Raw genomic sequence first — 23,247 nt, 5'->3', positions numbered from 1 at the left:
TCCGCAGCAAAATAACCGATTATCAATAGCTCACATACGTAACTAGTAAAAAATGAGATATCAAATTCGTTAATATAATATTGTACCGATAAAAACGCCTAAATCGAGTTATTTATAGGCGATAACTGAATAATCTAACTCCTTGTTGAATCTCTCGATGATCTTATCGATCCCTGTTTCGGTTTCACTGATGAAATTCAGCGGATGCAGTCTTACTATTTCACTTTTTATGAAACCGCGGGTTTCCACCAGAAACTGCAGGACATCGGGAGGTATGGGCCGTATATGCGTTGGGTCATAATAAAAATTACATGAGCCCACGATGATATTTTCCGGATTGGGCGTTTCAAAGATCACCATGCCCCCCGGCATCAGCACTCTCAAAGATTCGTCAAAAATAGATATCAGAGTCTTTAACGGCAGGTGTTCCACAATCTGAAAACCCGTGATGACGCTGAGACTGTTAGGCTCCATTTTTTTCAGGAACTCCATTGCGTCTGATTCCTGAACATCAAAACCGCGGTCACGGCATTGCCGGACCATTATTTTGTTCAGATCGATTCCCCTGGCTTCTATTCCATTTTCCGAAAGGAGCTCAAGCCATTCACCGCGGCCGCAACCGATATCCAGGACGGAAGACCCCTTTCCTTTCACAACCGCATTGACATGGGGGATATACACCCTTAACCGCTCCTTGATATCCTCTCGGCTTCCCCGAAACCTGTCTTCAAAGGTCAGATACATTGCGTCCAGCATATGGTCTCTTTCATCGAGAAACAGGGCCGCCTGTTCGGACGAAAGGGCTTCCGGCTTTGCCCTGGCAATCTCGTCAAGAAACACGCCGAGTCTCCGCTGCTGGTCGAGCAGGGTGTACGTATGGTCCTGCACCTGGCGCGTGATATGTGAAATATCCTGTGTATTGCGAAATTCATGGTCGGCCATGTTTTTTGCAAATGACTTTTTTAAATCGATATAATCAGCCTCAATCTTCGCGTCAAGTTTTTCCATCCTCTTGATTTGATGCGGAAGAGTCAGAACAACCAATACATAGCGGGCCAAAAAGCTAACGATTGGAATCCCGAAGAATTTGTTCCAGAGATACCTTCTCCTCAATCCCTTGACATTGACACCGTTCTCTTTGCCTTCGCGCGAAAAACGCATACTGGCGAGAATATCGATTTTCGAAATTTTCCCATTGCGAAGCCGTGTCATATAGCCGTTCAATCCATCATAGTCGGGCTCCCGGTGCAATAACACGCTGTACGCCAGGGCCGCGAATTCCTCATCCTGAGCGGTCAATAACACATCCAGGTCATAGGCGGGCCTGTTGCTGACGAAATGATTTCTGAGCCGGTCCCTGACAGCGACATACAACCTGTTATAGAAACTGATTCTGCACAGAAATTCGTTAAACCGGTTAAGGCCTTTCCATATAAAGGATTTTTCAGCTCCGGAAGCGGCGGACGCGCATTGCCGGGGAGAAGCGGGATATCGGCCGGGAATAGTCAAAGGTGAAACATTCGCCTGCGCATACCGGTGCTCCCTTTTCCTGCGAGCCACCTCTGCGCGGATCTCCCTCATTATTTCATCGATATTTATTTCTGAATTATTGCTCATGAATTCCTGACCTCAACGGATATTTCCGGCTTCAATCTGCATACGCCGATGAACATATTGCCGTATATTCCGGCGACCTCGAAATCGATGAATTTATCTTTCCAGTGAATGCAATGATTTAAATGCGAATCACCCACATGGAGGGCCGCGGTGAGAGTGTATTTTCCGGGAGCGATGTTCATTTCCATGAGATAGCGGCAGATATATTTTTTTCCTTTCTCAAGATTAAAATTCTTTTTATGATGATAGGTATTGGTGCCGAATATCTCCTGTCCGAACTTGTCTCTGATGGCGATTCCGACGGTAACGTCCCTTATCGCATTACACGCTTCGATACTCACCGATATGGTCGCTTTTTCTCCTGAAGAAATCATGTTTGACCTTGAATGTTCACCGATTAATTCAATATCTGTTATCTGCGCCTCGAAGGTGCCGAAGGAGGACTCTCCGTCAATCTTATAAATGGAGGAATCAATATCATCACCCTGCTTCGAAATCAGGAAATTGTATGAATTGACCACGTTCTCCGGGTCTCCCTCCTCAATGACAATGCCGTGGTTGAGGAGTATCGCCTTGTCACAGAGCATCTTCACTGCATTGAGATCATGGGAAACAAAAATAATGGACCCCCCGTTTTTTCTGAAGGCCCTGATCCTGTCCATGCATTTCTGCTGAAAATGGGCGTCCCCCACCGAAAGGGCCTCATCCACGACAAAGCACTGCGGATCGGCGTGTATGGCGATGGAAAAGGCGAGCCTCATGGTCATGCCCGACGAATAGGTCTTGATCGGCTCATAGATAAATTCGCCCAGCTCGGTAAATTCGATAATGGCGTCTTTCTTGCCGTCGATTTCCTCCCTCGACATCCCCAGGAGGAGTCCGTTCATGTATATATTCTCGACACCGGTCATTTCCGGGTTAAAACCGGTCCCCAGTTCAAGGAGTCCCGTTATCTTTCCGTTGATGGAGATGGAACCGGAATCGGGCAGGTAGATTCCGGTGAGAATCTTCAGCATGGTCGACTTACCGGAGCCGTTTTGCCCGATGATCCCCATGGCCTGGCCGTCGTCTACCGTAAACGACACATTATCCAGGGCCCAGAAATCCTTATGGCATTTTTTCCTGAACAGTATTTCTTTAAGACGATCCGCTGGGGCTCTGTATAATTTGAATTTCTTTGAAATAGCGTCTACTCGAATCATAGGGGAATACCAAAAAAGTATAGTGCGCCGATGAACACCAGGCAAAAATAGATGCCGCTGGTTATAATGAACCAGATGCCGTTATAGTTGCCATGCATATTTTTTTTAAATGAATATAATATCGCCGCCATTATGACGGTAATGATAATAACAAACAGAAGATAGATCTTCATCATATGAAATCGCGTATGTCCTTTTCTATTTTTTTAAATAATACATATGAAAAAAGAAGAATAACATGGCCGGAAACCGCCAGAATGAGCAGCGAAATAAAATCAGGATACTTTCCATAGACAAATATATCATGGTATGCGGATATGAACAGATAGGCCGGGTTGAAATCCATGGCGACCCTCATGATTGTTGGCACGATATCCATGACATAGACGATGGGAGTGAGCCAGAACCATATCTGGAATGCCACGTTGATCAATTCTTTGAAATCCCTGATAAAAACGACCATCATGGCAAAGAACAGGCCCAACGCATAGGCGAATATCTGGTGAACTACATAAATAAAAGGAATAAAGATGATCGATTTATAAAGAGGCATGCCCATAACGATTAAAAGAATCAAATACAGCAGAAATGTTATGATAAACGTTATAGTTTCCGACAATACGATGTAAAGGGGGAGAAGCGGCAGTGACAAATGGACCTTGGAAATCACTCCTTTTTTTTCCAGAAACACCGTGGATGAGCGCATGATGGTATTGGCAAAGGCGGTCCAGGGTATTATTCCCGCCACCAGGTAAGAGACATAGGAAAACCCGCTGCCCTGACCGGGACTGAGCTTGGCCCCCATAATATTTGAAAAGACAACGGCATAGATCGTAATCATCACAAGGGGGTAGATGAATGCCCATACTACACCCAGGAGGGATCCCGCATATTTTTCGGTAAAATCCCTCTTGGTGAATTCTAATATTAGCCGGAGATTCATATGCGCATCAGGAATGTTTTTCACCCATATTGCTCAGGTACCACTCATAGGTCTGCCTGATACCGTCTGCGAGGGTATGCTTCTGCGTCCAGCCGAGCTGCTTGATGCGCGAGCTGTCCATGAGCTTCCGCTGCATGCCGTCGGGCTTGCTGGTGTCATAGCGGATGTCCCCGGTGTACCCGACGACATCCTTTACCAGGGTCGCGATGTCCTTGATCTTCATGTCGCTGCCGCTGCCGATATTGATAAATTCGCCGATGGCGAAATTATCGTAATTAGCCATGAGGAAAATGCACGCCTGGGAAAGGTCGTCGACGTACAGGAACTCCCGGTACGGCTCCCCGGTGCCCCAGAGCATTATGTATTCCGACGTGATGCCTATCTCGAGAAGGGCCTTTTCAGTGGAACCGTGCGACTTGCCATCGACATGGTCATCAAGGCCGAATCCGAGCCGGTAGGTCTTTATGTCTTTATTGACCGCGTCATAGTCCTTGTTCCGCAAGAGCTTCGCCAGGTGAAATTTCCTGATGAGCGCCGGAAGCACGTGGGCCGTTTCCAGGTTGAAGTTGTCCCGTATGCCGTAGAGGTTCGTGGGCATGACCGATATGAAATTCGTCCGGTACTGCTGGTTGAAATAGCGGCAGAGCTTGATGGCGGCTATCTTGGCTATGGCATAGGCCTCGTTGGTCGGCTCCAGTATGTTTGTCAGCAGATACTCTTCCTTAAGGGGCTGCGGCGCTATTTTCGGATAGATGCAGGACGACCCGATATTCAACAGTTTCGTCGCGCCATAGCGGTAGGCGGAGTTGATGACGTTGGCCGCGATGGTTATGTTGTTGTAGATGAACTCCGCGGTGTAGGTCATGTTGGCGATTATGCCGCCCACCTTGGACGCGGCCAGGAAGACGTACTCGGGGCGCTCTTCTTCAAAGAACTGTTCCGTATCCGCCTGCCTGGTGAGATCGAGCTCGCCATGGGTCCGCGCGACTATGTTCGAGTAACCCAGATCCAGCAGGGTCCTGTGCAGCGACGATCCCACCAGCCCCTTGTGGCCTGCGATATATATTTTGGCGTCTTTATCCATAATTATACTATTCGTCCATTATGATTGCTATCATCAGAATACTCGATTTCGCTTCAGGGCAATGCCTGAATGGGACATGTACAAGCATCCCTCTTTTATCAGAATATACCCATCATTGCTCACATGGGATAGTGCATCTTCACGGGAAGCAGGGTAATGATAGCGATTGCGCCATATGTGTCAAGAATTATTAATGAGGGGCGGCGGCAAGGGAACCGGCATGTACTACAGGCCCAGGGCCTCACAATACCCGGTTATAACCGCGTCATTGAGCTTCGGCGCCTTTGAGGCGTTCTGATGGCCGTGAAATCCGATCCGGTAGACATGACCCGGATTATTATAGAGCCACAGCATCCTGTCGGCCAGGACCTTTTCCACGTCGTCTTTTCTTCGCATCCATTTTGACAGATCCCCGGATAAAGACCTGTCATTGCCGAACCCGGGCATGAATACGATCTTCCCGCGTTCTTCCAAATCAACCTGAAAGCCCGATTGGCCCTTCCTCTTTTTTGATCCCAGGTCTATTCCGGCGTCGGCGATGGATATATATTCCAGCTTCTCTTCGTTGGTCAGCTCTCCGGAAAAGCGGACCCTTTTTTCGAGGCGGCATTCCCTGATCAGCTCGACAAGAGCATCGTTCTGACGGGAATGGTCGGCCATGAGTATGCAGAGAAGGTCCGGCACCTGCTTTCTGATGCGGGCGAGGGCCTTGATTATCAGGTCCGCCTTCACCATGGAGGCCGTCTCGCCGCCCAGTATCATCACAAAGGCGTTTTTAGGGATATCGAAACGCTTGCGAATCTTTAGATTGTCCTGCGGGCCCGTGAGGCTGTTAATTTCCGAGCCTTTTTCTATTATCGAGCACTTGCGGCGCGGCAGCCGGTAATAGAGGACCGGGTTCTGGTCCCGCACGATGATGGACCGGGCCTTTTTCACCAGGAAGGACTTCCGGTACAGGTACCTGTCAAGGTACGCTTCCTTATTGCGGTTGCTCAGGGGCCGCAGCATTTTATGCCACGCGTAGTACCGCAGCTCCGGATGGGCGGCGCAAAGCCGCAAGCAACTAAGCAGCTTTCTTTTTCTCAGGTAGCCTCTTATTTTTTCAATGATATGTATGTATATCTGATTGAGCTTCGCGTCATCCAGCTCGACGATCCCGCCGTATCTGCGCACATAGGGGAACATGTAGCTGTGGTGCCGGTAATCGTCGCCTACCTTGAATAATATCGTATCGTAGATATAATGGTTCCGGTGAAACTTTTCATGATTGATTATTCTGAATCCGGGCGATTCGAACCTGATCGGATTATAGCCGCCGTCCACATAGACATCCACGAAAAGACCCGGCTTTTTCTTCAGGAGACCCTGGATCAGGCCCGTGTTGTATTTGGCTATGTCCGAATTGATCGGCTCCAGGGGCGTGAATATGGCTATCCGGGACACCGTCGAGCTGACCCTCTTTCCGCCGAACATCCTCATGAAGAGGCGCAGCGTATAATTGGCGGCCAGCTCAAAGCCGCAGATCACCGTTTTTTTAATCGGGGAATCATGCCGCAACGAGGCTAAATGCTGCAGCGAAAACATGGTCGCCTGAAAGTACCACCTGTTCACCGCGTATTCGAAGAAACCGGAATACTTTCGCATGATACGGTCCCGTTCATAGACCGTATCCCGGCAAAAATCATTCGATTTTATTCCTTCATACTGACGCCAGCAGGCGACCCATTGGGGGAAATAGGATATGGTGTGCTTCCTGGCTATCCTGAGCCAGTATTCCCAGTCCATGCACCATTGAAAGCTCTCATCAAGGGGCCCGGCGTCCCTGACAACCGCGCTCCTGACGAACACCGCCGGCTGGAGGATGAAGCATTCATGCTTCAGAATGCTCCGGCTGAAGTTGAGGGTGGTGCAGTTATCGTGGAAATCCCTCATGATTTTTTTATGTTCATCCACGCAGTAACCGCGGCCGTATATCATGCCCGTATTTGGATGGGCCTTGAAAAAATCAACGGCCTTCGCGAATACGTCATTATTCATGTAATAGTCGTCTGAATTGATCCACGCGAAAAAGTCGCCCTCCATCATTGATATGCCCTTGTTTATCGCATGGGACTGGCCCTCGTCTTTCTCGCTGATCCAGCGGTAGCTTATTCCACGGCAATTGCAGAACCTAAAGGCGGGCTTCTTTTTTATATAATAGGTCAAACCGTCCATTTGTACGGTTTTGCAGTTCTCCTGAAGCATTTCCTCATATTTCTTGATGACTGAAACCGACGTATCGGTGGAACCGCCGTCAATGATAATATAATCGATGTAAAACTCACCGGATTGACTTAAGACTGACGATATCGCGTCATCAAGAAAACAGCCCTGGTTAAAAGACGGTGTAATAATTGAAATAGTATCCATTGCACAAAACAACAATAAAAGATAATGATAGTATTATGGGCACTTCTAAAAATTAAAAAAATTTCAATATACCAACATTGAAAAATTCTAGTTTTTCGAGGTTCCCTTATACAGGCATAGTGGCAACAGCGAGTTGATATGTTATAAAGATGAGCATATTCACTGCTCTTACCCGCAAGTGCGACAAAAATCAAAAAAAATAAATTACAGAACTGGATTTATAAATTAATTATTAATATAAATTATTGTCAATAATTATAAGTAAAATCATAAGCCAATCATTCAAATTTTTTTATAAAACATAAGATTATGTCTCAGTTTTCAACTTCTTGATGTCCCCGCCCTGTAACAGATTACCTTGGTAATCATATAAAGTGAAAAAAATTATTAGACTTGTCATAAATCTAGTTAATTTATTGATTCTGCCCCCTCCGCAGAAAGCGTCAGGAACGTCTATCGATACCATGTATGCTATGCAACAAATACAATATATCATGCAATTTAAATTTTTTCAATAATATATCCTCAATTTATCTTCTCACAGGTAGCATTATAATACTGAGAGGATCCACATTAATATCCTGTAAAACCAGCGAAACATGAAGGTGAGCGGCGGTGGATAGCCCGGTGGATCCAACGGTTCCCACCGTCTGCCCTGCTTTCACTATATCTCCTTCTTTCACTGAAAATGAATGAAGATGCATATAATAGGTAAATATTCTGTTGCCATGGTCGATGACTATGAAATTCCCCTCATAATACATCGGTTCCGCTATGACCACCGTACCGCCCCCTATTGAAAAAACCGGCTCTCCGGTTTTTCCTCTCAAGTCGACACCCCTGTGAACATTCAACTTGTTTTTCAACCGTATCTTTTTACCGTTCTTTTTCCGGTACTGCATGATAAGCCTCTTTGCCCAGAAAGAGGATGTTATATGATGCCTGTCCCGCGGATGAGAGAATGATTCCCCGAGTAAATCCGGTCCGATCCTTTTGAAGACCATGTTTTTCTTTGCCGCGCATCTGTTGATGAACGCGAGCTCTTCCGGTGTGGGTCGATAATCGACATCAGAGTACTTTCCCAGGTCAAGGGCGCCGCGAGGAAACCGGTATTCGCTCCGTGAAACCCGAACGGTGAACGTGTCCGTCACCTGATGGCCGTCGATGGAATAGGCGACCCGCAGGCTCCTCATGCCGGGAGCCGTTTCCGCATGTATGCCGAAAAGCGCCCGGTAGCCCCATTCCCGCTTCGAGAGAAGGATATCCCTGCCGTCAAAATCAAGCCTTTCCACTGCCATCTTTTTTTCCGGCATTGCCTGGTTCCAGTACAGCTCGGCGTATACCGCCATTCCCTGGGCGAACGTCGCGGCGTACAGGTCAACATTGATATGCGTCCCTATTAATTGAAGAACATGGGCCGGAGAAGGACGATATCCCCGGGGAAGCTTTATTTCTGCAAAGTGTTTTGCCGGCGGACGAGAATCGGATTCGGTTTTACTCCGGCCATGGGCGTTATCAATTATCGCCATGGCCCACAGGGCATTGAAGAAGATGGCCAAACCGATAAGGGAAAATTTTTTCGATACAAGCACTGATGTAACCTCGACAGTCTATTATTCGGCACCTCCCCGGCAACTCCTGAATGACATAACTCCGCTGCTTAAAAAAAATTTTTACCGTACGGACTATTAAAGTTGACATCCCCGACGGTTTGTTCCAAGGTTCTCCCCACATGAAAAAAAAGGAGGCTGTCAAATGGCTCATGTTATCAGCGATGAATGCACGAACTGCGGCGCCTGTGAATCGGAATGCCCGGTTGAAGCGATAAGCGAAAAGGGCGACAAAAGAGTGATCGACGCCGACGCCTGCACCGACTGCGGCGCCTGCGCTGCCGTATGCCCGGTTGACGCGATATCACCGGCGTAAACCGCATCATCCCATGAAAAAAAACCCGCCTCCGGCGACGGAGGCGGGTTTTTTTATGCCCTGCGAGATCGCCGTCGAACTTTATTTGTGATAGTTTTCCTTAATAAAGGCATTGAGATACTCATCCGGCCTGTCAACCGCTTCCCGGGGAATGGTAAAATGCTCGAGCTTCACCAGTCGAAGGCCATGATAATAATCATGGAACAGCTCATTGCAGAGCTGCTTGATGCTCTTGAGCCGTTCTCCGGCCATCTCCTGGATCTTTTCAATGGCCTCCTTTTCAAAATCGAGGTAAATACCATGCTCCACAAGGAAGTCCTTCTGGAAGCTCTGTATGCCGTCCTCAATCAGCAGATCTTTAAGGACTTCTCCCGGGGTTTCGACGACCCTCCTGTCCACCATGAGCTTCTTAATATTTGTCGAGGGAAGGCTTTTCTCGAACTTGATCAGCACTTTTTCGAAAACGCTCAGAAGGCCCCTGGCGCCGGTCTTTTCGCTGTGGGCCTTGGCCGCGAGGAGTCGGAGGGCCTCGTCGGAAAAGCCGAGCTCGATCCCGTAGGACCGGAAGTCCATCTTCTTTCCCAGAACGACGGTGCTGTACTTGTTTTTTAAAATCTTGTAGAGCCCATCCTCGTCCAGGCTGTTGAGCACCACGTATACCGGGAGCCGGCCGACGAACTCCGATTCGAAGCCGAACTCGATCAGGTCCTCGGTCTTCACCTTTTTGAGGATGTCCTGGCGGTCCTCGCCGCCGATCTTCGTTTTTTCGAAGCCGATGGACTGCTTGTTGAGCCGCTTGTTGATCATCTCTTCGAGGCCGCTGAAGGCCCCTGACACGATGAAGAGGATGTTCCTCGTGTTGATCTTCTGCCGCGACACCTTGCCGGTCCGCTGCGCCTCCATGGCGGCCTCGACCTGCGACGCCAGGTCATGGGGCGTTTTCAGGTCCACCTCCGCCTCTTCCATGAGCTTCAGCAAATTGCGCTGGACGCCGCTGCGCGACACGTCGGGGCCGTACATGTGTCCCGTTGACGCGATCTTGTCTATCTCATCCAGATAGATGATGCCGTACTCGGCCCTCCTGATATCGCCGTCAGCCTCATGCACCAGCTCCCGCACCAGGTCTTCCACGTCGCCGCCGACATAACCGGTCTCGCTGAACTTGGTCGCGTCGGCCTTGACGAAGGGAACGCCGATCTTTTTCGCGATGAGCTTCACAATGTACGTTTTGCCGACGCCGGTGGGCCCTATGAGGAGCATATTGCTCTTGATGTTGCCCACGAGGCGCTCCTTCTGGGGGATCTTGTTCTCGAGGTTCATGCGGTTGAAGTGGGTGCACACCTTGGTCGCTATGACCTCGATGGTTTCCTCCTGTCCGACTACATACTGGTTCAGGAAGCTCTCCAGCTCCTCGGGCTTGATATTGAAATTGAAATCGGATGTTTTCTTTCCGGATACCCCGGCCTTTTCGCCCACGGTCTCGGCATTGGGCTGAGCCTCCTCCGATTCAAGGTTAAGAATCTCTTCTATGCTTTTTTCCGGATCAAATGCGGGTTTTGTCATATTCTGTCCTCGTAAAACTTGTATAATGGTGACCCTGATTTACAGTCTTATTTTCATTGCTAAATAAACTAATCTAATATACTACTATCTTCTCCAACATTCAATCTATGGAGACTTTTTTATTATTTAGTTACGTCATTGACCTTTTAAATAATGCGTCTCTTCCCATCAATACATCTTTTTTAATTTTTTTAAAATTTCCCGGAAAAAATAGTTGAAAAAACCACTATACATAATTATAGTATACACATGTAGTGATAAATGGAGGTCTTCATGAATGTTCTTAAAAATAAAATTCTGCCCCGACTGCGGCTCAATTCTGATCCCCGACTCCGGTTGTTTCTTCTGCCGGTATTGCGGATTTTCTCTCTGTTCACTATAACCATACAGGGGAAGCCATGCCATGAACCCATATGCATACAAATCTAATACCGCCGTACAAGCCAATATTAACACGGGTAATCGAAACCCTCATTCAGATAAGCAGCAAAGGATTTATGCTGATTTACAACAAGAACGAATTTCAAAAAGGAAAATCATCCCCCGCATGGGGAACGATCCCCTCAGTGCGGCCGATTCCATACTCAGGACCTTCAACGGTACTGTCGTGACAGATTATATCCCGGGAATCGAATGGGGAGCGTACCGCCATGATACGATAAGCGGCTATTAATACAAACGGATCTGCCCTTATGAACCGCATACAAAGCACAACCGAAATTGCCGCGAATAAAAAGGAACAGAGCTGCCCCAACAAAACACCACAAACTAAATTCCCACACACTCCTCTTTTACGGCTCTGTTCTTTTTTATTCGCGGCAACGGAATTGTGCCGAAGGAGGGAATCGAACCCTCATGGAGTTGCCTCCGGCGGATTTTGAGTCCGCTGCGTCTACCAGTTTCACCACTTCGGCTTTTATGTATTTCGGGGAAAAATTAATCCGGCTGGGGTATCTCGTCGTACTCTATATATTTGCCTTTCGCCCTGGCCACGATCTTTCCCATTTCATTTTCGATCTCGGCCCTGTTCTCTATGACGCGCTTGCTCTTTTTCACATACCAGCCCCGGATATACAGATTCTCTCCGACAAAGGCGGGCTGCAGATATCGCACGGTCAGTTCGCTCGTCAGTGCTATCGTCTCCAGGTACTTGTTTACGGTTATCATCGTCTCATCAAGGATGGCGGCTATGACGCCGGCATGTATTATGTTAGGCGGTCCTTCAAGAAGCTCGTGAGCCGTGTATTGTCCAAAAGCGGTCTTTGTGTCATCATCAAATTCCAGCTGCAGCCTCAGGCCCTTCTCGTTATCGGGGCCGCAACCGAAGCATATTTTATCTTCAAATTCAATCATGCGGGCATTTTCTGAATAATATAAGCCCTTTGTCAAGAACTTTATTAATTTGTATAGGCTACTTCTCCTTCATGCGTTCTATGATCATGTCGACTTCATCCTGGTCCAGCCATTCATCCACATGGGAGGGATTCACGTCCGAATCCACAATGTACATTTCCAGGGCCATGACCAGGTCTTCCTTCGTAAGATATCCAAGGGTCACCAGGATCTCCCCGATGAGCCGCTCTTTATTGTCTTTTTGCAATTCCAGGGCTTCTTTGAGTTGAGCAATGGTGATGATCTTGTTTTCTACAAGAAACTCGCCGACCCTCTTCATCTCTTTGTGCGATTCCTTTGAAGTCACGCGATTCCTCCACTTCTTATTAATGTGTATTCATTTCCATGGATAATGTCAATAATATTTTACGGTCATTGCCGCATTACGTAAAGGACGCTGGTAACATGAAGCACCGAAAAAGCCTCGTTTGCCGAGCGGAGCGGTGCAGTGAGCCCTTCGACTTCGCTCAGGACAAGCCTGTCGAACTGTCGAGGCACGAGGCGGCGAGCGGGATGGCCCATGCCCCTAATTTACGACTGCTGCCAGATGACCTTTTTTCCTTGTCATGGATATTATTTCTTGACCACGGGTTCACATTATGAAATATTTCTTTCATTAATAAACGGGTATTGGCCTCCATGAATAATCGGTACGCAGCAATTTCATTTTTCCTGTGCGCGGTCTTATTGATCATGGCCGCATCTCCCCCGCTATCCTCAAAAAAGGAAAAGCGCTCCTATGTCGGCAATGAGGCCTGCGCCGCGTGCCACGGGGCCGAAGCCATAGGGGACCAGCACAGCAAGTGGCTGCGGACACCCCACGCGAAGGCCTTCGCCACGCTGAGGTCCGAATCCGCCATTGCGCTGGGGAAGAAGCTATCGATCGACAAGCCCCATGAAGACCGGGCATGCCTGAAATGCCATACTACCGGCGGAGGCCGCCACCGGATAACCAGGGAAGAAGGCGTCGGGTGCGAAGCCTGTCATGGACCGGGCAGCGGCTACCATGAATTCGCCAATCACGTGGACACCGTTGACAGGCAATCGGCCTATGAAACGGCCCTGAAAAACGGCATGTATCCGATCCTGGGAATAAAAAACATCAAGAAACGGGAAAAGCTCTGCCTCAGGTGCCATAGCGTCAAACGTCCCTGTTTCCCCGCGGAGTCGAAGGAGATCTATCGGCAATCCATCTCACTGCAGGTAATTTCAACGATGAAGAAGGGAACCCTTGACATGGGACACGACCTCATCCCTCCCTTCCCGCAGTATTGATGTCCTTCCGGCTGATGTTCATCCTGAGCCATTTAAGGCCCTCCGCCTTCAGTATCACCCTGTTCAATCCCTGCACCGACTTCATCATCATCGCCAGGGTATCATCATCCTGCAGGTCCTTCTGCCCGAATATGTTCTTTTCGCACTGGAAAAAGGCCTGGCTCAGCGTCTCGGTGTCATAGCAGACATTGGCGTCAAAATCAGTCAGGTTCCTCAGGGCCGCCACAAGGGGTATCACCTCTTTCCTGTAGAGGAGGTCCACCAGCAGGCTGAACAGCTCTTCCCTGCTCAGGATATACCTGGTGAGCCTGTTCAGGCCGCCCACCAGCTCATGGACAAAGACCCCCTCCCTCATGTCCTTATAGGCGAGGACCGGGATGCTCCGGACCGCGCTGTTCCCATAATACCTGCGCACCATGCCGTTGAGATCGAGGGTCCTCGCGCCGAGGTTGACCAGGATGAAACTGACTCCCGGCTCCATCGCTTTTGCCAGAAGATCCTCCGCGGTTTTAACGAAGACGACATGGTACCCGAAACGGGCCACGATGGCGTGGAGCACGTCCCTGTCGGCTCCGTCGTCATCAAGGATTATAAAGGATCCGGCCGCTTTGTCCGCCCCGTCGCCGATTATAGCGAGATAGGGAACAAGGCGGCTCTCGCTCTGCCCGGTCAAAACATCGGATATGCCATGGTCCAGCAGAAAGGATTTCATATCGTCGGACAGGGCCGTTGATCCTGCGCAGCATATGATCTGTCCCCTGGCCTTGAGGGCCCGGTACAGGTCCCTCCTGTTCTCAACGCTCCCGTCCATCACTTCGGTTATTGACGCGACGCATGAGGGCAGATCTTCGATTTCCCTGATGGCGCCGGCCGACACCGGGAGATTGTATTCGACCACCGTGTATCCCCTTTTTACGAGGGCCTCCCGGTAGAGGTGGTTCTTTGATGTGATAAGGAGAACGCGTTTCATGGGCAATTATGTCGCATATTGTAGCGTTCCGAGGCGTGGTGTCAAATCATTAATATTCTTCCAGGGTCTTCTGCCCTCACCCCCCGGCCCCCTCTCCCATTTATAAAAAGCAGAAAGGAGAGGGGGAGAATAATTTGCAACAGAACCCTCTCCTTTTTTACATGCTTAATGGGAGAGGGTGCGCTGAGCGCGGGTGAGGGTAACAACTATTTCTCCATCCTCCACAACTTGGAAAAAGGACTAGAACGTGAAGATTTCATTAAATAAATCATAATCATCATCCCCATCAAAAAATACCCGATCGAAAAAACCTGTCCGTCCGACAGGTTCGCAATGAATACGCGGGGATCGTCGCGCCAGAACTCGATGGCAAAGCGAAAGCAGGAATAGATGATGGCCGACAGCGAGAAGGTGAAGCCCTTCAACCCGCCCTTTAGCGCCAGGGGAAGCAGGACCAGACCTGCGCAGATCAGAAAAACGGCGCTGATGAGCTGTGTCGGCACCAGGGGCTGCACCATGGCGGAGGCTGGAGCAACGGGATCGGTGAAGGTCACGGCGATACAGGTCGTCCCGTGGACGCCGTAGCAGCATCCGGCGAACAAGCAGCCGATCCTGCCGATGCCAAGACCGACCATGTATCCCGGCGTAATGATATCAGCGAGGTTCAGAAAGCTTTCATGCCATGCATGCTTGATATATAGAAGAGTACCTATACCGCCCAGGATGCCGCCCCAGCTCACCCAGGCTGTGGGATGATCAATGTAGCCGGAGCCGGCCCGTTCCGGAAGAAAAAGCAGAAATCCTGCCAGTAGCGCGCCGATGATCACGCCGGCCATAATGACCATGCAGTAATTGACGAATTCCGAGGGAGCATAACCGCGCTTTCGGGCGACAAGGAGCGACAGGGCGGCACCCGATGCAAGGGCAGCGACCATCATGACCCCGTAGGTGCCGATGACGACTTCTTTTCCCATCCATTGCAGCTTGAATAGTATCGGATGCATGAATCTCCATCTTAGCGCCCCCTGACCCCCGCAGGGGGCATGAATTAATTCACTTACTTTTTTAAAATTTCCATTAAATCAGGTATCTCATTAATAATATTTTCTTCGATTCACACTGGCTGAAAACATGATTCAAAGAATCAATTTGGTGAAGAGTTAAACAACAGTGATGCAATTTCATGATATTTTCTTACATGCCCCCTACGGGGGTCAGGGGGGCATTAAATAATGCAGATTACAGATTCCATCGGCAAGTATGATTTACAGCCTGGCTGATTATTAGGCTCACCAAAGTCCAGATAATGATCTTTTATTTCTTATTCTTTTTCGTCTCTTTATCCGCTTCCTTGTTCGCCTCTTTCTCCAGCTCTTTCAGGCTTTTCGTGAATTCCTCCAGCGACCTGGAGAGCTGCGGCATCTTATGATTCTTGGAGGCTTCCTCAAAGGCCTTTGTTCCGCCGACGATGCAGGCGATGCAGGCAAGGTTGAATATCAGTGCCGCCGAGCAGCCGATGATCGAGGTGACCAGTCCGCCGGTGGCGACATCGGAAGGATCCTTCTTGCGGGCAAGAGAGCCCAGGACAATGCCCACCGCGCCGACTATGATGCCGATGAAACTGAGGGGCCCGGTGAAGGAAAAGATAATCGAGAATACGCCCAAGATAAGGGATGCAACCGCCATTCAATCCTCCCGGCAACGATTACTGCACTGATTCCTGATAAGTCTTTATGTCCTCGTTCGTCTTGATCATGGCAAAGGTGATGCCGCCGATGGCGATCTCGAAAATAACGCTCAGCCAGCTTATCTTCCCGCCGGACAGGCTTGAAAAAACGACCCAGATCACGTTATAGGCGACGAGGGCCGCGGCGTATTTCTGCATCAGCCCGACGGTGCCGGCCTTGTCAATGAGCACCCTGATGCCGCAGAAGAGGGCGACCGCTCCTATCGCAAGGCTCAGGATGCCGATCAGGATTTCGGCAATGCCCCCGACTCCGGCCATAAGCTGGCTGATGCCGCCGAAGATCATCAAGCCTCCCCGGATGATGGAAAACACTCCGGTGATGATCGCCAGCACTCCAAGGAGCGTGAGTATCATTGGCCTCTGTACGTCTGACATTGCATTCCTCCACTTTGTGTCCCGGTATTATACCACCGCGTATGACATCAGGGGTTCGTGAATTAAGGGCGTATTCAAAACGGTATGTGCCGCGTTCCCGCGGCACATACCGCCTTGTATCTACTATGCAGTCTTCGCCGGTGCGGTATATTTGTCAGGACCGAAACCGAGCATTGGATACCCGACAAAGGGAAGGATGACCAGTAATCCGAATCCCCAGCCCTTGCTTTTCCCAAAGCAAACGGCCAGCTCCATTGAAATAATGATGAGAATGACAAAGTTAACGATAGGGATGAGCAACAGCACAAGCCACCATAGGGGCTTACCTACTATATCAAGCAGTACGATCAGGTTATAAATGGGAATAATCGCAGCCCATCCCGGTTTACCGGCTTTCTCGAACACCTTCCACATTCCGGCAAGCATCAAGGCTATGATCGCCAGATATATTATGGTGCCGACTATGCTACCACCTCCACCACTGTTCATAGTAACCTCCCTAAATATTTTATTAGTTAATTTGATAATGTGTATATGGATATAAATCAAGAAAAAAATCATTTTTTTCAGAAGAATGTTACATCCGGATTTTTAATCATTTTATGTTGAAATGATCAGGGAAAAGCTAACAAGCGTTATTATTTCTGCGATTTTTGAAAAAATCCCTGAGCAGCGCCGCAGCCTCTTCCTCCTGGAGCCCGAATTCAATTTCCGGCACATGGTTGAGAGCCCTGTTGCCGCAGACCGACAGCACGGTGCCGCAGGCCCCGTAGCGGGAATCCCGTGCGCCGATGACAAGCTTCCGGATACGCGCGTGAACGATGGCGCCGGCGCACATGGCGCAGGGCTCCTTGGTCACGTAGAGATCGCACCCGGTGAGGCGCTCGTTCCCCAGGGCCGCGCAGGCCCTCTGGATGGCCAGGATCTCGGCGTGGAGCACGGGATTGTTCTTCTCACGGTTCTCGTTGCGCCCTGTGGCGATGACAACGCCGTCTTTCACCACGACGGCGCCCACCGGTATCTCCCCGGCGTTGAAGGCGGCCCGGGCCTCGTCAAGGGCCAGGCCCATGAAATCGTTATCTGCCATTATTAATCGCTTCCACCCGTTTCATCAATTTCTCGAAATGGCTTCCCTTCCAGTATATTTTGCCGCAGCCGCCGCAGCGGTAATACTCCCTGCACCAGGAGCGCACCCCCGGCGGTATGAGTTCCATGACGCCGGCCGGTCCGGGGTCAAGAGGCCCGATCAGGCCATTGCACTCGATGCAGCGGGTGAAGGGGCGGCAAAGCCTTCGCAGGTCGAGGCGCTCCAGCACCTCGACGATCTGCAGCTCCGGATCGGTGTTCCTCACATAGAGTCCCCGGGAGACGATTTTGCGCATCATGAGCTGCCGGTCCCGGGAGAGGAGGATCCGCCCGTCCCGATCGGCTATGCCGGCAAGGGCGTCGTCGTCCCGGTCCGGATGGTAGTCCACGTCGAAGCCCATGAGGCGGAGCCGCCGCGCCAGCTTCCGGAGGTGCACGTCAAGGACGAACCGCGGATCGCGTAGCGGGTCCGGACGGAGCCTCGTCACGTTCCCGATATCGAGCCTCTCGAACACGGGATACACGCTGATCCGGTCGCCGTCCTCGACGATGCGCGAAAACGTCACGGACTCGCCGTTGACCAGTATGAGGTCCACCTCGACGTGGGGCACGCCGAAGGACTCGATCAGGTCCTTGACGGACCGCCGTCCCTTGAATTCAAATTCGATATCTTTTTTCCGTGAGACCGGAGGAATAAAATCATTGAGCTCTTCGTAAAACCGAATGGTCACTCGGTACATGGACGAACCATCCCCGATGGGTCACAGGTCCAGGATCAGGTCGTCCAGTGAACGCTTGGGTACGTGGTGCACGGCCGCCCCGTCCCGCCAGTAGCGGATGTCACCTTCTGATCCCACCGTTTCTATGGTTATGGTCTCCCTCGGCTTTCCCAGGGCCAGTGCCAGTAGGATATCATACTGTTCCGGTATCTTCAGGTCGGCGCGCAGTCCCTCTTTTTGTATCGCGGCGAGCATGCACCCGCCCAGACCCTGTTCCACCGCTCCCAGGAGGATTGTCTGCGCGGCAATGCCATGGTCGCAGTCTATCGATTTGCTGATCGCCGTGTCGTTCAGGACTATAATATAGGCGGAGGGACGCTCCCCTTCACCGGGCCCCGGCCAATCGGCCAGGTACGCGGCCCAGGCAAGGTGCTTGAAGATGAGCGCGTTCTTGTCGGGCCGCCACGAGAGGATGTAGCGCAGGGGCTGCCGGTTTGCAGCCGAGGGCGAGAGCCTCGCAAGGTCCACGAGGCCGCGCAATGTATCTTCGCCGATTTCACGGTCCTGATAAAACCGCCGGTAGCTCCGGTTTTTTCTTACGATTTCCCTGAAATCCATTGCCGGCCTCCTCTCTACCCCCCCCCCTGTCCCCCCGAGGGGGCACGTGATAAAATATTTATCCCTGGAACCTATACAATGAATTAATTGTTACTTTGTGGTGAAACTTCGCTTGTCCTGATCATCGGTCAATGGTTGTCTCACTTTATCAATAATGACATTCTTCAAACAAATAGCATATATTCAAAGTATCTTCACACTCGCCCCCTACGGGGGACGGGGGGGAGGGAGGGATAATGCAGAGTGGCCGCTCCTACATATACTTCGGTTCTTTGTACGAATACATATCGTGGACGCCCCCCTCCAGCTGCGCAGACGGAGAACGGAGCTCGAACCGCAGGGTCCCTGCGCGGAGGCGCTCATGGAGCACCGTCATGTCCCTGGTCCCCATGTCCTGGAATGAGTGTTTCAGGCCCTGAAGGAGGTACGGCACGAATTCGAAGATGGAGCCCTTATCGAGGACCGTGCCGGACACGCCCTGGACCACCTTGATCTTGGTGTCCTCGGCGAAATAACGCTTGGCGCCGCCCGCCTCCAGCGCCTCCTGGGAAGCCATGCCGCGGTACTTCTTGAGGCGCACGCCGTTCTCGTAAAAGTACTCGCCCGGCGCCTCGTTGGTGCCGGCGAACATGGAGCCCATCATGACCGATGACGCCCCCAGGGCAAGGGCCTTGGCGATGTGGCCGATGGTGGAAATGCCGCCGTCCGCTATGACGGGCACCGAATATTCCCGGGCCATCTTGGCGGTCCGGTACACGGCCGTCGCCTGGGCGCGGCCCACGGCCATGGTCGTCTGGGTCGTGCAGATGGAGCCGGGGCCCATGCCGATGCGGAGCGCGTCCGCCCCCGCCTTGATGATGTTCTCGCTCTGCTCCATGGTGACCACATTTCCGCCGATGACCTCGATATCCGGGTATTTCTTCTTGATGTACTTGATCATATCGGTCTCGTATATCGAGTTTCCCTGGGCGGCGTCCACCACCACGACGTTAACGCCCGCTTCCACGAGGGCCGCCAGGCGTTCCCGGGATTCGTCCCTCGTCGATATGGCGGCGCCGACCATGAGCTGCTTGCGCGGGTCCTTTGACGCGAGTGGATACTCGCGGTTCTTCACGAGGTCTTTCCGCGACATGAGGGCGACGAGGCGCCCCTTGTCATCGACTATAGGGAGCTTTCCTTTCTTCGAATTCTTTAAAATCTGGTTCGCCTCGCTCAGGGATATCCCCTTCTTGGCGGTGACCAGGTCTGTCGTCATGACATCAATGAGCTTCTTGGAGCGGTCGGATTCGAAATCGATATCGCGGTTCGACACGATCCCCAGTAGCAGGGAATTGAGCTTCCCGTCTTCGGTAATAGGGATGCCGGAGAACCCGTATTTCGCCTTGATGGCGTCTATATCGGCTATGGTGTTGCCGGGAGCGAGGATGATGGGATTGTTGATAAAGCCGTTCTCGAAGCGCTTGACCTTCCTGACTTCCGACGCCTGTTCCTCGATGGTATTGTTATAATGTATGATCCCGATGCCGCCGAGGAGGGCAAGGCCGATGGCCATTCTCGAATCCGTAACTGTATCCATGGGACTGGACACCAGGGGATTTTTAATGCGGACGTTCCTGGTAAGGTTGGATTCGAGGATGACGTCGTCCGGCGCGAAATCTATATAGCCGGGCAAAATGATGAAGTCATTGTAGGCGAAGCCGTTTTCCTTTGTGAATATTTCTTCTGCGGAAAAACCGTCCATATATCGTTTATCTCCCATTATTGATTTCAATCCGGATCTCCGATGATGGCTGAACATTCTCTATTTATCCGGCTAAACCAGCTTGCCGGATGAAGTGATTGGCACTAATATACAAAAAAAACACCAACTTTGCAACTATCCGGGGATGGGCCCGTTTCATAAAAACCATGGGCCAAACCCGATAAATATTGATGTATTTGAATTATTTAATTGCATAATTTGTCAAGCATTTACAGATATGTTCTTTATATATTGCTCCGCCGCCTCAGGCAGCATGGCGATATATAGAAATTTTTCAATTCAATAGGCCGGGAGCCGTCCCAGCGAGCAGGCGACAAGGATGTCGCCGATTCCGCCAAGTCAACATGGTGCGCTGGACAGGAGGTCCGAGTGCAGAGCCGCGACAGGACGTCGCATTTGGCTCTGCTTATACGAGGCGGACGAGCGGGACGGCCCCGGCCCGCGTTATAGTGATAATATTAAGGTATTAACCATGGGTCATTGCAAACGAAGGGGATACTGCTGCCAGGACGTGCGCCTCGCCGAGTCGCCGGACATGCTCCGGACGGCCTACGAATACTGGAAAAAATCGCCCAAAATAGACCCGAACTTTTCGGAAATATTTCTTATTTTCCCCATGCTCGTGTTCAAGTTTGAAAAACCGGAAGAGGACCTTCCCTATCATTATTATTGCAAGCACTACACGACCGACGAGGCCGGGACCCCGACCTGCTCCATCCATCCTTTCCGCCCGCGCATGTGCAGGGATTTTCCCTACTATGATGACGTAAAGCACCTGGTCAGGGACGAGCCCCTCTCTCCCTATGAAGGGTGTGGCTATAACGATCCTGATTGATGGCGCGGCACGGCGTATTCCCTTTGGGGGACGCTCCCTTTTAAAGAATAAAATATTTGACAGGTTGTGAAGGTCCATAATAATCAATGCACAAAAGACGGAATCCGTCCACCCCGGCCCGGTATGGGCCCAGCCGGATTCCGCGCGTACAGGCATCGCGCCCTGCACGACACTTTACCCAGGTGCCATAATGGAATACATCAACATCAGCCATAAGAAAGATCACGACTGCAAGATACACGCCGTATCGAGCGAGCAGCATGAATCATTTTCCGTCTTTAACATCCTCCGCGACAGCGGCCACTGGTGCAGCAGGAAAAGCGACGAAAACATTCCCGAGTACATCATCCTCGATCTCCAAAACAACGTCACCATCGACTACATCGAGCTAACGGCGTCTCCCAACGGAGACAGGACTTTTCCCGTAGATATTCGTTTTGAAGGAAGCCTCGACGGCCAGTACTGGATGATCCTTCATATCGAAAAAAAACTGGTCCTTGATTCCGACACCTACCGGCTGGATATCCCCCTCACCCTGGTGCGCTACCTGAAGATACTCATCATCACCAGCCGCCAGCAGGAGGGAAAATTCTATTCTGAAATCGGACGGGTCCGCACCGGCATCGCCGGGGCGAGCGAGATAAAGGCGACCAGCCTTTCCTCTCCGTCACGGGACACCGGGAACCTTCTTGTCGAGGATCCGGAAAAGACATGGGAATCGGAATTGAAGTCCCAGTCATCAAAGGAATCCCTCTTCATCGACCTGGGCAAGATATTTCACGTCAACCGGATCATTCTCGGCTCCGCCGCGAAGGGATTTCCGGAGAACTTTTACATTGAGACCAGCTCCGACAACAACGTCTGGATGCCCCTCCTGGAGGAAAAGAACTTCACGCCCCAGGTGCTGAAAAAATATTTCTGGAACACCGACATCAGGCCGACCCGGTACATCCGCATCGAGGCGAAGAGCGTGAAATACCCGGAGGGAAAATACGGGGTTCAGCTCGCCCACCTGGAGATATCGGCCGCTCCCTTCAGCCCCTTCCATACCCATAACATAGGGGAGCTGACTCCCTACGCCTCGATTTTCCAGGCGGGCATTGTCCGCTTCGCCAAGGACGGCGACGACGCTCCCGGCATCGCCGTGCAGGCCAATGACCGGCGCCTCCGCGACGCCACGACCATATTCAAGGGCATTGTCCAGCTCGCTGAAGACGGCGACACCAGGAACAACCTCGTTGTCCAGGCCTCCGACTCACGCCTCGCGCCGGCCACCGACCTGAAGCCGGGCATCGTCCGCCTCGCCCACAACCGGGAGAACAAGGCCGGCGTCGTTGTCCAGGCGAACGATTCACGGATCCAGGAAGCCACCGTCGGCAATTTCGGCATAGTAAAGCTCTGCCCCGACGGCATGTACAAGGAAAATGCCGCGGTGACCGGCAATGATAAGCGCCTCCACAATGCCACGGTCAATTCCCATGGCATCTGCAAGCTCGCGGACGACGGCGCCGATACGGCGGGCGCCGTGGTACAGGCCAACGATAAGCGGCTCCGCGACGCCACCACCGTATACAAGGGCATCGTTGAGCTGGCCGAGGACGGCGAAGCCATCGCCGGCGTCGCGGTCCAGGGAAACGACAAGCGCCTTAACGACGCCACCACCAGCGCAAAAGGCATCATTGAGCTGGCCGAGGACGGTGAAGACAGCGAGGGCGTCGTCGTCC

The 23,247-nt window shown here is 51.2% G+C and carries 23 protein-coding genes and 1 tRNA gene; 4 read left to right on the top strand and 20 right to left on the bottom strand.

Annotated features, from left to right (window positions below):
* Positions 1-108: 108 nt before the first annotated feature.
* From KA369_20945 to KA369_20920, 6 genes are all read right to left on the bottom strand, one after another.
* Positions 109-1,257, bottom strand: coding sequence for a methyltransferase domain-containing protein (locus tag KA369_20945; protein ID MBP7738454.1), 1,149 nt, complete (start codon positions 1,255-1,257; stop codon positions 109-111).
* Positions 1,258-1,613: 356 nt separating this feature from the next.
* The gene (locus KA369_20940; GenBank protein ID MBP7738453.1) at positions 1,614-2,819 is read right to left on the bottom strand and encodes an ABC transporter ATP-binding protein; all 1,206 of its coding nucleotides are present in this window, start codon (positions 2,817-2,819) and stop codon (positions 1,614-1,616) included.
* A 172-nt stretch (positions 2,820-2,991) separates the two neighbouring features.
* Positions 2,992-3,762, bottom strand: coding sequence for an ABC transporter permease (locus KA369_20935; GenBank protein MBP7738452.1), 771 nt, complete (start codon positions 3,760-3,762; stop codon positions 2,992-2,994).
* Positions 3,763-3,769: 7 nt separating this feature from the next.
* On the bottom strand, positions 3,770-4,846 hold the full coding sequence (locus KA369_20930; protein ID MBP7738451.1) for a GDP-L-fucose synthase: 1,077 nt from the start codon (positions 4,844-4,846) through the stop codon (positions 3,770-3,772).
* A 225-nt stretch (positions 4,847-5,071) separates the two neighbouring features.
* Positions 5,072-7,255, bottom strand: a complete 2,184-nt coding sequence (locus KA369_20925; protein ID MBP7738450.1) for a glycosyltransferase — start codon at positions 7,253-7,255, stop codon at positions 5,072-5,074.
* A gap of 530 nt (positions 7,256-7,785) precedes the next feature.
* Positions 7,786-8,847 carry a M23 family metallopeptidase gene (locus KA369_20920; GenBank protein MBP7738449.1) on the bottom strand — a complete coding sequence of 354 codons (1,062 nt, stop codon included), beginning with the start codon at positions 8,845-8,847 and terminating at the stop codon, positions 7,786-7,788.
* 163 nt (positions 8,848-9,010) lie between these two features.
* Between KA369_20920 and KA369_20915 the strand changes: the two genes are divergently transcribed.
* On the top strand, positions 9,011-9,181 hold the full coding sequence (locus KA369_20915) for a 4Fe-4S binding protein (protein ID MBP7738448.1): 171 nt from the start codon (positions 9,011-9,013) through the stop codon (positions 9,179-9,181).
* An 81-nt stretch (positions 9,182-9,262) separates the two neighbouring features.
* On the opposite strand, the gene KA369_20910 is transcribed toward KA369_20915, so the two are convergent.
* From KA369_20910 to KA369_20890, 5 genes are all read right to left on the bottom strand, one after another.
* A complete protein-coding gene (locus KA369_20910; GenBank protein MBP7738447.1) occupies positions 9,263-10,744 on the bottom strand; it encodes an AAA family ATPase in 1,482 nt (493 codons plus the stop codon).
* Between the two features lie 830 nt (positions 10,745-11,574).
* Positions 11,575-11,658: transfer RNA gene (locus tag KA369_20905), tRNA-Leu, on the bottom strand.
* 22 nt (positions 11,659-11,680) lie between these two features.
* Positions 11,681-12,097 (bottom strand): PaaI family thioesterase, encoded by a 417-nt coding sequence (locus tag KA369_20900; protein MBP7738446.1) that lies wholly within the window; start codon positions 12,095-12,097, stop codon positions 11,681-11,683.
* A 58-nt stretch (positions 12,098-12,155) separates the two neighbouring features.
* A complete protein-coding gene (locus KA369_20895) occupies positions 12,156-12,443 on the bottom strand; it encodes a hypothetical protein (protein ID MBP7738445.1) in 288 nt (95 codons plus the stop codon).
* Positions 12,444-12,603: 160 nt separating this feature from the next.
* Positions 12,604-12,831, bottom strand: a complete 228-nt coding sequence (locus KA369_20890; GenBank protein MBP7738444.1) for a hypothetical protein — start codon at positions 12,829-12,831, stop codon at positions 12,604-12,606.
* Here KA369_20890 and KA369_20885 point away from each other — a divergent pair.
* Positions 12,830-13,411 (top strand): hypothetical protein, encoded by a 582-nt coding sequence (locus tag KA369_20885; GenBank protein ID MBP7738443.1) that lies wholly within the window; start codon positions 12,830-12,832, stop codon positions 13,409-13,411. The genes KA369_20890 and KA369_20885 overlap by 2 nt on opposite strands.
* Here the strand turns inward: KA369_20885 and KA369_20880 are convergent.
* The 9 genes from KA369_20880 to guaB form a co-directional block, all read right to left on the bottom strand.
* On the bottom strand, positions 13,386-14,381 hold the full coding sequence (locus KA369_20880) for a hypothetical protein (protein MBP7738442.1): 996 nt from the start codon (positions 14,379-14,381) through the stop codon (positions 13,386-13,388). The genes KA369_20885 and KA369_20880 overlap by 26 nt on opposite strands.
* Positions 14,382-14,587: 206 nt before the next feature.
* Positions 14,588-15,385: a prolipoprotein diacylglyceryl transferase gene (locus tag KA369_20875; GenBank protein ID MBP7738441.1), complete on the bottom strand. Its 798-nt coding sequence runs from the start codon at positions 15,383-15,385 to the stop codon at positions 14,588-14,590.
* A 310-nt stretch (positions 15,386-15,695) separates the two neighbouring features.
* Positions 15,696-16,067, bottom strand: coding sequence for a DUF4190 domain-containing protein (locus KA369_20870; GenBank protein ID MBP7738440.1), 372 nt, complete (start codon positions 16,065-16,067; stop codon positions 15,696-15,698).
* A 19-nt stretch (positions 16,068-16,086) separates the two neighbouring features.
* A complete protein-coding gene (locus KA369_20865; protein MBP7738439.1) occupies positions 16,087-16,503 on the bottom strand; it encodes a hypothetical protein in 417 nt (138 codons plus the stop codon).
* A gap of 123 nt (positions 16,504-16,626) precedes the next feature.
* Positions 16,627-16,992, bottom strand: a complete 366-nt coding sequence (locus KA369_20860) for a signal peptidase I (protein ID MBP7738438.1) — start codon at positions 16,990-16,992, stop codon at positions 16,627-16,629.
* A 136-nt stretch (positions 16,993-17,128) separates the two neighbouring features.
* Complete coding sequence (locus tag KA369_20855; protein ID MBP7738437.1) at positions 17,129-17,590, bottom strand: nucleoside deaminase; 462 nt, start codon at positions 17,588-17,590, stop codon at positions 17,129-17,131.
* On the bottom strand, positions 17,580-18,329 hold the full coding sequence (locus tag KA369_20850) for a Mut7-C ubiquitin/RNAse domain-containing protein (GenBank protein ID MBP7738436.1): 750 nt from the start codon (positions 18,327-18,329) through the stop codon (positions 17,580-17,582). The genes KA369_20855 and KA369_20850 overlap by 11 nt, the downstream gene beginning before the upstream one ends.
* A gap of 21 nt (positions 18,330-18,350) precedes the next feature.
* Positions 18,351-18,926, bottom strand: a complete 576-nt coding sequence (locus tag KA369_20845; protein MBP7738435.1) for a nitroreductase family protein — start codon at positions 18,924-18,926, stop codon at positions 18,351-18,353.
* Positions 18,927-19,179: 253 nt separating this feature from the next.
* Positions 19,180-20,685, bottom strand: coding sequence for an IMP dehydrogenase (guaB, locus tag KA369_20840; protein ID MBP7738434.1), 1,506 nt, complete (start codon positions 20,683-20,685; stop codon positions 19,180-19,182).
* A gap of 475 nt (positions 20,686-21,160) precedes the next feature.
* On the opposite strand from guaB, the gene KA369_20835 reads away from it, so the two are divergent.
* Both KA369_20835 and KA369_20830 read left to right on the top strand, forming a co-directional pair.
* Entirely contained in the window at positions 21,161-21,523 is a 363-nt protein-coding gene (locus KA369_20835; protein MBP7738433.1) for a YkgJ family cysteine cluster protein, read from the top strand.
* A gap of 190 nt (positions 21,524-21,713) precedes the next feature.
* Positions 21,714-23,247: discoidin domain-containing protein (locus KA369_20830; protein ID MBP7738432.1), on the top strand; the 1,534-nt coding region annotated here is incomplete at its 3' end.

The sequence above is a fragment of the Spirochaetota bacterium genome (genome assembly GCA_017999915.1).
In the GTDB taxonomy this organism is placed as follows: Bacteria; Spirochaetota; UBA4802; order UBA4802; family UBA5550; genus RBG-16-49-21.
The sequence above is the reverse complement of the archived record's forward strand: the minus strand, read 5'-3'. Positions and strand labels throughout refer to the sequence as shown.

What these genes read in the sequence shown, in the direction of transcription:
- KA369_20855 (MBP7738437.1), bottom strand. Translation starts at nt 17,590, where the DNA reads ATGGCAGATAACGATTTCATGGGCCTGGCCCTTGACGAGGCCCGGGCC.
- KA369_20885 (MBP7738443.1), top strand. Translation starts at nt 12,830, where the DNA reads ATGGCCGCATCTCCCCCGCTATCCTCAAAAAAGGAAAAGCGCTCCTAT.
- KA369_20915 (MBP7738448.1), top strand. Translation starts at nt 9,011, where the DNA reads ATGGCTCATGTTATCAGCGATGAATGCACGAACTGCGGCGCCTGTGAA.
- KA369_20850 (MBP7738436.1), bottom strand. Translation starts at nt 18,329, where the DNA reads ATGTACCGAGTGACCATTCGGTTTTACGAAGAGCTCAATGATTTTATT.
- KA369_20870 (MBP7738440.1), bottom strand. Translation starts at nt 16,067, where the DNA reads ATGGCGGTTGCATCCCTTATCTTGGGCGTATTCTCGATTATCTTTTCC.
- guaB (MBP7738434.1), bottom strand. Translation starts at nt 20,685, where the DNA reads ATGGGAGATAAACGATATATGGACGGTTTTTCCGCAGAAGAAATATTC.
- KA369_20925 (MBP7738450.1), bottom strand. Translation starts at nt 7,255, where the DNA reads ATGGATACTATTTCAATTATTACACCGTCTTTTAACCAGGGCTGTTTT.
- KA369_20890 (MBP7738444.1), bottom strand. Translation starts at nt 12,831, where the DNA reads ATGATCAATAAGACCGCGCACAGGAAAAATGAAATTGCTGCGTACCGA.
- KA369_20835 (MBP7738433.1), top strand. Translation starts at nt 21,161, where the DNA reads ATGGGTCATTGCAAACGAAGGGGATACTGCTGCCAGGACGTGCGCCTC.
- KA369_20880 (MBP7738442.1), bottom strand. Translation starts at nt 14,381, where the DNA reads ATGAAACGCGTTCTCCTTATCACATCAAAGAACCACCTCTACCGGGAG.
- KA369_20860 (MBP7738438.1), bottom strand. Translation starts at nt 16,992, where the DNA reads ATGAACAGTGGTGGAGGTGGTAGCATAGTCGGCACCATAATATATCTG.
- KA369_20900 (MBP7738446.1), bottom strand. Translation starts at nt 12,097, where the DNA reads ATGATTGAATTTGAAGATAAAATATGCTTCGGTTGCGGCCCCGATAAC.
- KA369_20940 (MBP7738453.1), bottom strand. Translation starts at nt 2,819, where the DNA reads ATGATTCGAGTAGACGCTATTTCAAAGAAATTCAAATTATACAGAGCC.
- KA369_20845 (MBP7738435.1), bottom strand. Translation starts at nt 18,926, where the DNA reads ATGGATTTCAGGGAAATCGTAAGAAAAAACCGGAGCTACCGGCGGTTT.
- KA369_20930 (MBP7738451.1), bottom strand. Translation starts at nt 4,846, where the DNA reads ATGGATAAAGACGCCAAAATATATATCGCAGGCCACAAGGGGCTGGTG.
- KA369_20935 (MBP7738452.1), bottom strand. Translation starts at nt 3,762, where the DNA reads ATGAATCTCCGGCTAATATTAGAATTCACCAAGAGGGATTTTACCGAA.
- KA369_20865 (MBP7738439.1), bottom strand. Translation starts at nt 16,503, where the DNA reads ATGTCAGACGTACAGAGGCCAATGATACTCACGCTCCTTGGAGTGCTG.
- KA369_20910 (MBP7738447.1), bottom strand. Translation starts at nt 10,744, where the DNA reads ATGACAAAACCCGCATTTGATCCGGAAAAAAGCATAGAAGAGATTCTT.
- KA369_20875 (MBP7738441.1), bottom strand. Translation starts at nt 15,385, where the DNA reads ATGCATCCGATACTATTCAAGCTGCAATGGATGGGAAAAGAAGTCGTC.